At 72.5% G+C, this 14,195-nt stretch carries 2 protein-coding genes; both read right to left on the bottom strand.

Features of this window, described 5'->3' with window-relative positions:
* Positions 1 to 5,912: type I polyketide synthase (locus AB0D04_RS40080; RefSeq protein WP_362712342.1), on the bottom strand; the 5,912-nt coding region annotated here is incomplete at its 3' end.
* A 45-nt stretch (positions 5,913 to 5,957) separates the two neighbouring features.
* Positions 5,958 to 14,195 (bottom strand): SDR family NAD(P)-dependent oxidoreductase (locus tag AB0D04_RS40075; RefSeq protein ID WP_362712341.1); only part of this gene is annotated, 8,238 nt, incomplete at its 5' end.

Below are 14,195 nucleotides of genomic sequence, written 5' to 3'. Positions count from 1 at the left end.
CAGTCCACGTGGGCGGAGGGCTCCTCGGCATACAGGGTCTTCGGCAGCACGCCGTGCCGCATCGCCTGCACCATCTTGATCACACCGGCCACACCGGCGGCGGCCTGGGTGTGCCCGATGTTGGACTTGATCGACCCCAGCCACAACGGCCGGTCCTCGGGCCGCTCCCGCCCGTACGTGGCCAGCAGCGCCTGCGCCTCGATCGGATCGCCCAGCCTGGTGCCCGTACCGTGCCCCTCGACCACATCTACATCGGCAGCCATCAGCTGCGCATTGGCCAGCGCCTGGCGGATCACGCGCTGCTGCGACGGGCCATTGGGCGCCGTCAGGCCGTTCGACGCACCATCCTGGTTCACCGCCGACCCCCGCAGCACGGCGAGGACTTGATGCCCGTTGCGCTGGGCATCGGACAACCGCTCCAGCAGCACCATGCCGACGCCCTCGGAGAATCCGGCACCGTCGGCGCTCTCGCCGAACGCCTTGCACCGGCCGTCGGAGGCCACGCCGCCCTGGGTGGCGAACTCGCCGAACAGGGTGGGGGAGGTCATCACCGTGACTCCGCCCGCCAGCGCCAGCGAGCACTCCCCGCCGCGCAGCGCCTGCGCCGCCAGGTGCATCGCGACAAGCGACGAGGAGCACGCCGTGTCGATGGTCACCGCCGGGCCCTCCAGCCCGAAGGTGTACGAAATGCGGCCGGACACCACGCTGCCGGTGTTCCCGGTGCCGATGTAGCCCGCGGCCTCCGGCGGAGCCGAGGCCATGAGCGAGCCGTAGTCCCCTCCGTTGGTGCCCGCGAACACCCCGGTCGCGCTGCCCCGCAGCGTCTCCGGATCGATGCCGGCCCGCTCCAGGACCTCCCACGACGTTTCCAGCAGCAGCCGCTGCTGCGGGTCCATCGCCAGCGCCTCACGCGGCGAGATCCCGAAGAACGCCGCGTCGAAGTCCGCCGCGTCGTACAAGAACCCGCCGAGCACACCGGTGGGCGACAGGCTCTCCAGCCGCTCGACGTCCCACCCGCGGTCGGTGGGAAAGGCCCCGATCCCCTCGCCCTCGGACGCCAGCAGCCGCCACAGTTCCTCCGGCGAGGACACACCGCCGGGGAAGCGGCAGGACATCGAGACGACCGCTATCGGATCGTTTCCGCCCGCTGTGGTGGACGTCGCGGCAGCCGGCAGCGCCCGCTGGTCCTGCGCACCGGTGTCGGCCGTGTCGGCGAGTTCTCCCCGCAGATAGCGGGCCAGCGCCGCGGGGGTGGGGTAGTCGAAGACCAGTGTGGCGGGCAGCCGCAGCCCGGTGGCCTCCTTGAGGCGGTTGCGCAGTTCGACCGCGGTGACCGAGTCGAAGCCCACGTCCGTGAACGCCTGGCTCTCCCGCACCGCGTCGGGCGTCGCGTAGCCCAGCACTGTCGCGACCTGCGCGCGCACCACCTCCAGCAGCACCCGCAGCTGCCCCGCGGCGTCCTGCCCTGTCAGCCGGCCCGCCAGTTTCGAGGCGGCCTCCGGCTCACGCTGCCCGGACCCGGCCCGCGCGGCGGCGATGCGCCGCACCTCCGGCAGCTCGTCGAAGAGCCGCGTGGGAGAGGTGGCGGTGTAGGCGACGTAGTAGCGGTCCCAGTCGATGTCCAGAACGCCGAGCGCCGCCTCGCCGTCGTCGATCGCCTGCTGGAGCACCGCCAGTGCGCGCTCCGGAGCCATCTCCGGAATTCCGTGCCGCCGGGCGATCTCGCCGATTCCCGAGGCGGCCATTCCGTCGCCGGCCCACGGGCCCCACGCCACCGAGGTGGCCGGCACGCCTGCATCGCGCAACTGCTGCGCGTAGGCATCCAGGAAGGCGTTGCCCGGTGCGTAATTGCCCTGCCCGGACGCGCCGAAGCTGCCCGCCATCGAGGAGAACAGCACGAAGGCCGACAGTTCTTCGCCGGCGGTCAGCTCATGCAGGTTGATCGCGCCCTGCACCTTCGGTCGCAGTACCCGGTCCACCTGGCCGGCCGTGAGCCGGTCGATGACCGCGTCCTCCAGCGCGGCTGCCGTGTGGAAGACCGCCGAGATCGGCCCGACCTCGTCGACGACCTCACGCAGGGCGTCACGGTCGGCGACGTCGCAGGCCAGCACGGAAACCCGGGCGCCCAGCCCTTCCAGCTCCGCCCGCAGCTCGCCGGCCCCGGGAGCCTGAGGTCCTCTGCGGCTCAGCAGCACCACGTGTCCGGCCCCGCGCGCGGCGACCCACCGCGCGACATGCGCCCCCAGCGGCCCCGTGCCGCCGCTGACCAGCACACATCCCGACGGGGACCAGGAGGAGGTATCCGGCTTCGGACCGCGGGCGGCCCGTACGAGCCGCCGCACGTGCACGCCGCTCGGCCGCACCGCGACCTGGGACTCCCCGTCCGGATCGCTCAGAACAGCGGCCAGCGCACGCAGCGTCTGGTCACTCACACTCTCCGGTAGGTCGATCAAACCGCCCCAGCGGTCCGGGTGTTCGAGACCGACGACCCGGCCCATGCCCCACACCGACGTCTGCTCGGGATGGCGCACCCCGTCCCCGGCACCCGTCGAGACCGCGCCCCGCGTCATGCACCACAGCGGCGCGCCTATCCCCGCATCGCCCAGTCCCTGCACCACCGCCAGCGTGTCCGTGAGCGCGCGCGGCGCCATCGAGCACTCCGCCTGGTGCCCCTCCCCGAGCGCCACGAGTGACACCACGCCCGCCGGCTCGGCCGCCGACTCCCTGTCCGCCAGCGCCTCGGCCACCGCGGCCGCCACCTCATCGCGCCCATCACCGGCTCGAACCGTGGCCCGTACGACGCGGGCGCCGTCCTTCCGCCATGCCGCCACCAGCCGGTCGACCCCGTCGGTGTCGCGCACACCATCGGAATCGATCACCAGCCAGGTGCCCGTCAGCCGCCCGGAGCCGATACCGCTCCGCTTCCAGTCGACGCGATAGCGCCACTGATTGACCACCGAAGCCTCGCGATGGCGCCGGTGCCAGGCGGAGAGGGCAGGCACGATGGCACCGAGCTGGCGGTCGTCCTCCAGCGCCAGTGTCTGGGCCAGGCTCTCCAGGTCCTCGCGTTCGACCGCTTCCCAGAACCGCACCTCGACGGGGTCCGCTGCCCGTCCCCGCTCAGCATCGGAACTCGCGCTCCCGGAGGCCGGACTCTCCACGGCGGTCGGCAGCCAGTAGCGCTCGCGTTGGAAGGCGTAGGTCGGCAGGCCGACGCGCTGGGGCCGATACGGGGCCAGTACCTTGTCCCACGCGACCGGAAGACCGTGAACGTGGGCCTGTCCGAACGCGGTCAGCAGCTGGGCCATATCGCCGTGATCGCGGCGCAGCGTTCCGAGCACGGCGCCTGATACGTCGGCGTCTTCGAGGGTCTGCTGCACACCGACGGTCAGCACTGGGTGCGCGGATGCCTCGATGAACACCGTGTGCCCGGCCGTGGCGGCGGCCCGCACGGCGTCCTCGAAGCGGACCGTCTGCCGCAGATTCCTGAACCAGTACCCGGCATCGAGGTCGGCCGTGTCGATCGGCTCACCGGTCAGCGTGGAGAAGAAACCCACTCGCGAGGATTCCGGGGCGATCGGGGCGAGATCGGCGAGGAGCCGGTCACGGAGTGCCTCTACATGCGGGGAGTGGGACGCGTAGTCCACGGGCACGCGGCGAACCCGTACGCCCTCGGCCTCCCATGCCGCCTGCACCTCATCCAGAGCCTGGGCATCACCGGACACCACCGTGACCCCAGGACCGTTGACCGCGGCAACACCCAGCCCGGGGTACCCGGCCAGGACCGCCTCAACCTCAGCCACCGGCAGCGGCACGGAGAGCATCCCGCCCGCGCCGGAGAGAGCGGTGATCGCCTGCGAGCGCAGCGCCACCACCCGGGCGCCGTCCTCCAGCGACAGACCACCCGCCACCACAGCCGCAGCAATCTCCCCCTGGCTGTGACCAACAACCGCCGCGGGCTCCACTCCCGCAGCCCGCCACACCTCAGCGAGCGAGACCATCACCGCCCACAACAACGGCTGCACCACATCAACCCGCTCCAGCACAACCGGATCCCCAGAACGAGCAACCTCCGTCAACGACCAGTCGACAAAAGACCCCAGCGCCCGCTCACACTCCACCCACCGGGACGCAAACACCGGCGACGAATCCAACAACCCCACCGCCATACCCACCCACTGCGAACCCTGCCCCGGAAACACCAACACCGGACCGGCACCAGAGCCCACCGAGCCGGCGACGCCGGACACCACCCCTACGCCCGGCTCACCCGCCGCCACCGACTCGACCCCCGCCAACAACGACTCCCGGTCACCCCCCACCACCACAGCCCGGTAGTCCAACACCGCCCGCGACGACGCCAACGAGAAACCCACATCCGCAGACGACAACTCCGGGCGCTCAGCAACAAACGCACCCAACCGCTCCGCCTGCCCCCGCAACCCCGCCTCGGACTTGGCCGACAGCACCCACGCCACCGGGCCGCCCCTCAGGACGTCGGCCTCCGACTGCGACGGGTCCTCGACTGCCTCAACCGCCGGCGCCTGCTCCAAAATCACATGCGCGTTCGTGCCGCTGATGCCGAACGACGACACACCCGCCCGACGCAACTGGTCGGATTCCGGCCAGGGGTGGGGCTGGGCCAGCAGTTCCACCGCGCCCGAAGCCCAGTCCACATGCGGTGTGGGCTCGTCGACGTGCAGGGTCTTCGGCAGCATCCCGTTCCGCATGGCCTGCACCATCTTGATGATGCCGGCGGCACCAGCGGCGGCCTGGGTGTGACCGATGTTGGACTTGATCGACCCCAGCCACAGCGGCCGGCCCTCGTCGCGCCCCTGCCCGTACGTCGCCAGCAGCGCCTGCGCCTCGATCGGGTCACCCAGCCTGGTGCCCGTACCGTGCGCCTCGACCACGTCGATCTGCTCTGCGGAAAGGTGCGCGTTGGCCAACGCCTGGCGGATGACGCGCTGTTGGGAGGGTCCGTTCGGCGCGGTCAGTCCGCTGCTGGCGCCGTCCTGGTTGACGGCGGTGCCGCGGACGACGGCGAGGACCGGGTGGCCGTTGCGCTGCGCGTCGGAGAGCCGCTCCAGCAGCAGCACGCCCACGCCCTCGCTCCAGCCGGTGCCGTCCGCGGCGGCGGCGAACGACTTGGACCGGCCGCTGGGCGCCATGCCGCCCTGCCGGCTGAAGTCGACGAAGGTGCCCGGCGTGGACATCACGGCCACTCCGCCGGCCAGCGCCAGAGCGCATTCCCGCTGGCGCAGGGCCTGCACGGCGAGGTGCAGGGCGACCAGCGACGACGAACACGCGGTATCCACGGTCACCGCGGGGCCTTCGAGACCGAAGGTGTACGCGACTCGGCCGGACACGACGCTGCCCGCGTTGCCGGTGCTCATGAAGCCCGCGGACTGCTCCGGCACGGCTCGTACCCCGGCCGTGTAGTCGTGGTACATGACGCCCGTGAACACGCCGGTTCGGCTGCCCCGCAGCGAGGTCGGATCGAGCCCGGCGCGTTCCAGCACCTCCCAGGAGCTTTCCAGCACCAGCCGCTGCTGGGGGTCCATCGCCAACGCCTCGCGCGGCGAGATGCCGAAGAGGGCCGAGTCGAAGTCGGCGGCGTCGTAGAGGAACCCGCCCTCGCTGACGAAGGAGGTGTCGGTGTCGGGGCCGAACATCGCCTCAAGGTTCCAGCCACGGTCGGTGGGGAACCCCGAGACGGCGTCGGTCTCCGACTCGACCAGCTTCCACAGTTCTTCCGGCGAGGACACCCCGCCGGGGAACCGGCAGCTCATCGACACGATGGCGATCGGTTCCGTGTTCCTCGACTCGGCCTCGCGCAGCAGGCGCCGCGTCTCCCGCAGATCGGCGGTGGCCCGCTTGAGGTAGTCCAGGTACCTCGAATCAGTCGTCACGTGCTTTCACTCCCCCTAGAGGCTTTGGACTACTGGCACCGACGGTCAGGGCGCGCCGAGCTCGTCGTCGAGAAGGCTGAAGATCTCCTCGGCGCTCGCGTCGTCGAGACCGCCGTCGGCGCGGTCTGCGGAGTCACTGGCGCTGCTCCGTTCCCTCTCCTGCCAGGTGGTGAGGAGTCGGCGCAGCCGACCGGTGATGTCCGCCGCCTCCACCTTGGCCAGGTCGGTGGCGGACAGCGCCGCCTCGAGCCGGGCGATCTCCTCGGTGACCGGTGTCCGTGCGGCGCCGTCGGCCGGGGCGATCTGCTCCATGAGGTGCTGGGACAGCACGGTGACGGACGGGTAGTCGAAGACCGCGGTCGTCGAAAGCCGTACGCCGGTCGCCGCGTTCAGCCTGTTGCGCAGTTCTACGGCTGCCAGTGAGTCGAAGCCGAGATCGAGGAAACCCCGGTCGACGTCCACCGCGAGCGGCGAGTCGTGGCCGAGCACCTCGGCGACCCGGGCCCGTACCAGCTCCAGCAGCGTCCGGGCACGCTCTTGCTCGGGCAGGCCGGCCAGTTCGGCGCGCTGCGCGGCGGGGTCCGCGGCGGTACCGGCCGACTGGGCCGCTCGCCGGGCGGGCGGGCGTACGAGTGCGCGCAGCAGCGGGTGCAGCCCGCCGGTGGCGGCGCGGGAGCGCAGCGCCGGGATGTCGAGCCGGAGCGGAGCGGTGACTGCGCGGTCCAGCGCGAGCGCGGCGTCGAACAGTGCAATGCCGTGTTCGGCGGTGATCGGCGCGAATCCGGACCGGGAGGCCCGGGAGAGGTCCCGCTCGCTGAGCCGGCCCGTCATCCCGCCGGTGGCGGCCCACATGCCCCACGCGAGCGAGGTGCCGGTGAGTCCCTGGGCGCGGCGGGCCTGGGCGAAGGAGTCCAGGAAGGTGTTGGCGGCGGCGTAGTTCCCCTGTCCGGGCCCGCCGAACAGACCGGCGGCCGCGGAGCACACGGCGAACACCGACAGCTTCAGGTGCTGTGTGAGTTCGTGCAGGTTGACCACGGCGTCGACCTTGGGCCGCAGGACGGCGGCGAGTTGCTCGGCGGTCAGCGCGTCGATGACGCCGTCGTCGACCACTCCCGCGGTGTGCACGACCGCGGTCAGCGGTGCCTCGGCCGGGATGCGGTCCAGTGCCTTCGCCAGGGCGTCGCGGTCGGCGGCGTCGCAGGCGACGAGGGTCGCCTGGGCACCCAGGTCCGCGAGGTCGGCGAGCAGTTCGTCGGCACCCCCGGCATCGGGGCCGCTGCGGCTGAGCAACAGCAGGTGGCGCACGCCGTGTTCGGTGGCCAGGTGCCGGGCGATGAGCCCGCCCAGCATGCCGGTGGCGCCGGTGACCAGAGTGGTCCCGCTGCCGTCCCACGGTGTCCGGTCCTCGCGGGGCCCCGTCTCGCCGGCGGAATCCGCCTGGTCGGCGGGGATTCGGACGAGCCGTGGTGCGTAGAGGTTTCCGTCGCGCACGGCCGTCTGCGGTTCGTCGGCCGCGAGGGCGCTCGGCAGGGCGTGGCGCCCGGTTTCGGTGCCGTCATCGTCGATCAGCAGGAACCGGCCGGGGTGTTCGGACTGGGCGGAGCGGAGCAGTCCCCAGACCGGCGCGGCCGCGACGCCGGGCACCGCGTCGTCGGGCAGGGCGCCGACGGCTCCCCTGGTCACCACGGCCAGCTTGGTGTCGGCGAGCCGTTCGTCGGCCAGCCACGACCGGACCGTTTCGAGTGCCCTGGCGGCGGTGCGGTGTGCCGCCGCCGCCACGTCGGCATCCGGGCCGGTGTCGGCGGTCAGTTCGACGACGGCGAGCTGCGGGGCCGTGCCCGCGGCACCGATCGCGTCGCCCAGCGCCGCGGTGTCCGCGTACTGGTCGATGCGGGGGCCGTCGGGCAGGTCGGCGGCGTCGTCGAGGCCGGCGACAGTGCCGAGAGCGGCCCATCGCGCACCGGCCGGGACCTCGCCCCCGCCGACGCGGACCCAGTCGACGCCGAGCGGTTCGCCGGCCGAACCGGCCCGTGACCCCGGCGAGCTCAGGGCCCGCAGTGTCACGGAGCCGGCCGAGAACACCGGGGCACCGGTGCCGTCCGTCGCCAGCACCGACAGGGCGTCATTGCCCACGGGAGACAGGCGCACCCGGAGGCTGTCGGCGCCGACCGCGTGCAGTGTGACGCCCGCCCAGGCGAACGGCAGCCGAGCCCCCTGCGCCGGGGAGAACAGGCCGCTGACTCCGGCGGTCTGCAGCCCGGCGTCGAGCAGGGCCGGGTGCAGGCCGAACGATCCGGCATCCGCGATCACCTCGTCCGGCAGCCGGACCTCGGCGAACACCTCGTCGCCACGCCGCCAGACGGCGTCCAGGCCCTGGAAGGCGGGCCCGAAGTCGAAGCCGAGCCCGGCCAGTTCGGCGCGGAAGTCCTCCACCGGGAGTCCTGTCGCCCCGGTCGGCGGCCACTGGGCCAGGTCGGAGTCGGCCACGGTCTGCGGCGGGGCCTCGGGCAGCGCCGATCCGCTCGCGTGCCGGGTCCACGGCTCGTCGGCCACCCGGGAGTGCACGCTCAGCGAGCGGCGTGCCGCCGCGTCGGGCGCTCCGATGGTGATCTGGAGCTGCACCGCTTCGTCCTCGGGCAGCACCAGCGGCGCTTCCAGGCTGAGCTCTTCGACGCCGTGGCAGTCGACCTGTCCGGCGGCGTGCAGAGCAAGCTCGATGAACGCGGTCGCCGGCAGCAGCACGGTGCCCTGTACCGCGTGGTCGGCCAGCCACGGATGCGTGCGTACGGACAGCCGGCCGGTCAGCACGGTCTGGTCGGTGTCGGCCAGGCTGACCGCGGCGCCCAGCAGCGGGTGTCCGGCCGGGCCGAGCCCGGCCGCCGCGATGCCGCCGGCGCGCGACGGCCCGGGCTTCACCCAGAACCGCTGGTGCTGGAAGGCGTAGGTCGGCAGCTCCACGGGGCGCACCGGACGGCGGTCGGCGTAGATCGGGTCCCAGTCGATTCCGAGGCCGATGGCGTGCAGTTGGGCGACGGCGCGGAGCAGGGTGTGCTCGGGCTCGTGGTCGGCGCGCTGGGCGGCCACGGTCACCGGCTCGTGCTCGTCGTCGGCGAGCACGGTGCCGGCCAAAGCGGCCAGCACCGCGTCCGGGCCCAGCTCCACGAAGGTGTCCACGCCCTGTTCGGCGGCGGTGCGCACGCTGTCGGCGAACCGTACGGTGCCGCGCACCTGGTCCGCCCAGTACTGCGGGGTGCACAGCTCTTCGGCCGTGGCGGTCGTGCCGGTGAGGGTGGAGATGATGGGTATGCGGGGCGGCCGGTAGTCCAGGCCGGTGATGGTTTCGGTGAATTCGGCGAGCATCGGCTCCATCCGGTGGGAGTGGAACGCGTGCGACACCCGTAGCCGGTTCGTCTTGCGCTCCTGCTCCCGCGCCCATTCCCCTATCGCCTCGACGGCGTCGGCCTCGCCGGAGACCACGACCGAGTCGGGACTGTTGACGGCGGCCAGCGAGACCCGGCCGTCGTACCGTGCCAGCAGCGGGTCGATCTCGTCGCCGGTGGCCTGCACCGCGAGCATCGCGCCCCCTTCCGGCAATCCCTGCATCAGTCGGCCCCGAGCAGCGACCAGCACGCACGCGTCGTCGAGGGACAGCGCTCCGGAGACGTGAGCGGCCGCGATCTCGCCGACCGAGTGGCCGATCAGCACGTCGGGGCGCACGCCGAACGACTCGATCAGTCGGTACAGCGCCACCTCGACGGCGAACAGCCCGGCCTGCGCGTACGCCGTCTGGTCGAGGTCACCGTTGTCGGCGCCCCACAAGACTTCCTGCACAGGCCGGTCAAGCAACCGGTCCATCCGGGCGCACACGGCGTCGAGCGCCTCGGCGTACACCGGGAACCGTTCCCACAGTGCACGGCCCATGCCTGAATACTGCGAGCCCTGACCGGAGAACAACACCCCTAGCCTGCCCCTATCGCCGACCGCGGCGCCGCGCAGCACCGACGGGCCACCGCGCCCTTCGGCCACGGCCTGCACGGCCGTGAGCAGCTCGGCGCGGTCGGTGCCGACCACGACGGCGCGGTGTTCGAAGGCTGCCCGGGTCGCGGACAACGCGTGCCCGACGCCCGCCGGGGACAGTTCGGGGCGCTCCAGCAGGTGGGTGCGCAGCTGTGCGGCCTGCTCGCGCAGCGCGTCGTCGGTGCGGGTGGACAGCACCCAGGCCACGGGCCGGTCCGCGGGCGGCTCCTGGGCCTGGGGCTCCTGGGCCGGCGCCTGGGGTGGGGCCTGTTCGAGGATGACGTGCACGTTGGTGCCGCTGACGCCGAAGGAGGACACCGCGGCGCGGCGCGGCCGGTCGGCCTCGGGCCAGGGCCGGGCCTGCGTGAGCAGCCGTACGGCACCGGCCTCCCAGTCGACGTGCGGCGTGGGTTCGTCGACGTGCAGGGTGGCCGGCAGGGTGCCGCTGCCCATGGCGAGGACCATCTTCATCAGTCCGGCGATCCCGGCGGCGGCCTGGGTATGGCCGATGTTGGACTTGATCGAGCCGAGCCACAGCGGCCGGTCCGCGTCCCGCCCCTGCCCGTAGGTGGCGAGGAGCCCCTGGGCCTCGATGGGGTCGCCCAGTTTGGTGCCCGTGCCGTGTGCCTCGACGGCGTCGACGTCGGCGGCCGACAGGCGCGCGTTGGCCAGCGCCTGCCGGATGACCCGCTGCTGCGACGGTCCGTTCGGCGCGGTGAGGCCGTTGGAGGCGCCGTCCTGGTTCATCGCCGAACCGCGCAGCACCGCCAGCACCGGGTGCCCGTTGCGCCGGGCGTCGGAGAGCCGCTCCAGCAGCACCACCCCGGCGCCCTCGCCCCAGCCCGTACCGTCGGCGCCGGCCGCGAACGACTTGCAACGGCCGTCGACGGACAGGCCCCGCTGCCGGGAGAACTGCACGAAGACGCTGGGTGTGGCCATTACGGTCACCCCGCCGGCCAGGGCCAGTGAGCACTCGCCGGAGCGCAGGGCCTGAGCCGCGAGGTGCACCGCCGCCAGCGAGGCCGAACAGGCGGTGTCGACGCTGACCGCGGGGCCTTCCAGCCCCAGCGTGTAGGCGATGCGCCCGGAGACGACGCTGGCCGCGTTTCCGGTGAGGGTGTAGCCCTCCAGCTCGGCAGGGGCGTGGGCGAGCAGGGCGGTGTAGTCCTGTCCGTTGGTTCCGGCGAACACACCCGTCCGGCTGCCGCGCAGAGCGCTGGGGTCGATGCCCGCGCGTTCGATGGCCTCCCAGCAGATCTCCAGCAGAATGCGCTGCTGGGGATCCATCGCGAGGGCCTCACGCGGTGAGATGCCGAAGAACGCGGCGTCGAACTCGCCCGGGTCGCGAAGGAAGGCACCGTGGCGCGCGTAGCTCTTGCCGGGACTGTCCGGGTCGGAGTCGAAGAGCGAACCGAGCTGCCAGCCGCGGTCGTCGGGGAATTCGGTGATGCCGTCGCGCCCCTCGGCGAGCATCCGCCACAGCGCTTCCGGGGTGCTGACGCCATCCGGGAAGCGGCAGCCCATGGAGACGACCACGATCGGATCGTCGCCGGTGCCCCCGTCCGCGGGCCGATCCGTGGCCGCCGCGACAGCGAGGTCGGCGGCGGATGTTCCCGATGCGGACGGCTCCAACGGCTCCAACTGGCCGCCGAGCGCGGTGGCGAGCAGGTGCTCGGCGATCCCGGACGCGTTCGGATAGTCGAAGACGACGGTGGGGGGCAGTGCGATCCCGGTGGCGGCCGACAGCCGGTTGCGCAGCTCGACCGCGGTGAGCGAGTCGAAGCCGAGCTCACGGAAGGCCCGGTTCGGCTCGACCGCGCCGACGGACGCGTGGCCGAGTACGGCGGCGGCATGCGAGCGGACCAGGTCGAGCACGGCGCGCGCCCGCTCACCGACCGGCAGCTCCGCGAGTCGGCGCACCAGTTCGGGGCCACCGGCCTCGGTGTCGGCCGCCGCCATGGCCCGCTGCGCCTCCGGGACGCCTTCCAGCAGCGGGCTGCGGCGCATCGCGGCGAATGAGGGAGCGAACTTCTCCCAGGACACGTCGGCGACGGCCAGGCAGCTCTCCCCCTGCGCGAGCGCGTCACGCAGGGCCGTGACGCCCCGGTCGGGGGCGATGAAGCCCATCCCGGCACGCCGCATCCGGTCTTCCCGTACGGCGGTGTCGGTGGCCAGCGACTCCTCCCAGGCGCCCCAGCCCACCGAGAGGGCCGGCAGGCCGTCGGCGCGGCGCTGCTCGGCCAGGGCGTCCAGGTAGGCGTTGGCCGCCGCGTAGTTGGCCTGCCCCGCGTTGCCGAGGGTTCCGGTCAGCGACGAGAACAGCACGAAGGCGGAAAGGTCGAGATGCCGGGTGAGATCGTGCAGATGCGCGGCCGCGGTCGCCTTGGGCCCCAGCACCCCGTCGAACAGTTCCGGAGTCAGCCCGTCGACGACGCGATCGTCGAGAACGACGGCGGCATGCAGGACAGCGGTCAGCGGCCGGCTTTCCGGAATCGCGTCCAGCACACCGGCCAACGCGTCCCGGTCCGAGACGTCGCATGCGGCGAATTCCACCTGATCGCCGAGCTGTTCCCGCAGATCGGCCGCGCCGGGCGCGGCCTCGCCCCGCCGACTGAGCAGCAGGACCCGTTCGGCACCGTCGCGCACCGCCGCGCGGGCCAGGTGTGCGCCGAGCGCGCCGGTACCGCCTGTGATCAGCACGGTGCCGGAGGGCTGCCACTGCTGCTGCGGGGGCTGCCGGTCCCGCGGGGCGCGGACAAGGCGGCGGACGAACACCCCGGAGGGGCGCACGGCCACCTGGTCCTCACCGCGCAGACCGTCCGTACCGGCGAGAACGGCGGCAAGTCGCGCGCCCGCCCGTACGTCCAGCGCCTGGGGCAGGTCGATCAGGCCACCCCAGCGGTCGGGGTGCTCCAGCGCGGCCACCCGGCCGAAGCCCCAGGCCATGGCCTGTGCCGCGGTACGCAGCCGGTCAGCTCGCCCCACCGACACCGCGCCCCGGGTCACCGTCCACAGCGGGGCGTCCACGCCCGCGTCGCCCAGGGCTTGGAGCAGGACGGCGGTGTGCAGGAGCCCGCGGGGGGTGTGGTGCCGGGTGCGCTCGTCCAGCGCCAGCGTGGACAGCACACCGCTGAACCGGTCCTCCGCGACCAGCTCCGCCAGCCGCTCGGCGAGGGCGGCCCGGTCCAGACCGGAGTCGCCCGACTCGACGGTGACCACGTCGGCGCCGTGTTCGGTGAGCGCCTGTCGACAGCCCTCAGCGACGTCGTCGGCGGCGGCCGTCACCACGAGGAGCCAACGCCCGTTCAGGCGCGGGTTGTTGGTCGCGGCCAGGGGCTGCCAGGTCGCTCGGTATCGCCAGCTGTCCACCGTGGTCCGCTCGCGGCGTCCGCGCCACCACGTGGACAGCGCCGGTACGACGGCGGAGAGATGCTCCTCACCATCGGCGCCATCGACCATGAGCGTGTTGGCCAGTGCGCCGAGGTCCTCCTTCTCGACAGCGCGCCAGAAGTCGGCTTCCGCCGGGTCGATGGACCGGCTGGGCGCAGCAGTGGCCGGCGCGTCGAGCCAGTACCGCTGTCGTTGGAAGGCGTAGGTCGGCAGGTCGACGCGCTGGGGCTGATACGGGGCCGACAGCTTCTCCCACGCGACCGGAAGACCCTGAACATGCGCCTGCCCGAACGCCGTCAGCAACTGCTCCAGACCGCCGTGATCACGGCGGAGCGTACCGAACGTAGCGCCGTCAACGTTCGCGTCCTCAAGGATCTGCTCCACACCCACCGTCAGAACAGGATGAGCGGAAGCCTCGACAAACACAGAGTGGCCGGCATCGACGGCAGCACGCACGGCATCCTCGAAACGGACCGTCTGCCGCAGATTCCGGAACCAGTACCCGGCATCAAGATCAGCCGTGTCGATCAACTCACCAGTCAGCGTGGAGAAGAAACCCACCGCGGAAGAGGACATCGGACTGATCGAGGCAAGATCCGCCAGAATCCGATCCCGGAGAGCCTCCACATGCGGGGAATGCGAGGCGTAATCCACGGGCACGCGGCGAACCCGTACGCCCTCGGCCTCCCATGCCGCCTGCACCTCATCCAGAGCCTGGGCATCACCGGACACGACCGTGACACCAGGACCGTTGACCGCGGCAACACCCAGCCCGGGGTACCCGGCCAGGACCGCCTCGACCTCAGCCACCGGCAGCGGTACGGAGAGCATCCCGCCCGCGCCGGAGAGAGCGGTGATCGCCTGCGAGCGCAGCGC

The sequence above is a fragment of the Streptomyces sp. NPDC048483 genome, from assembly GCF_040651455.1.
Taxonomy (GTDB): Bacteria; Actinomycetota; Actinomycetes; order Streptomycetales; family Streptomycetaceae; genus Streptomyces.
The sequence above is the reverse complement of the archived record's forward strand: the minus strand, read 5'-3'. Positions and strand labels throughout refer to the sequence as shown.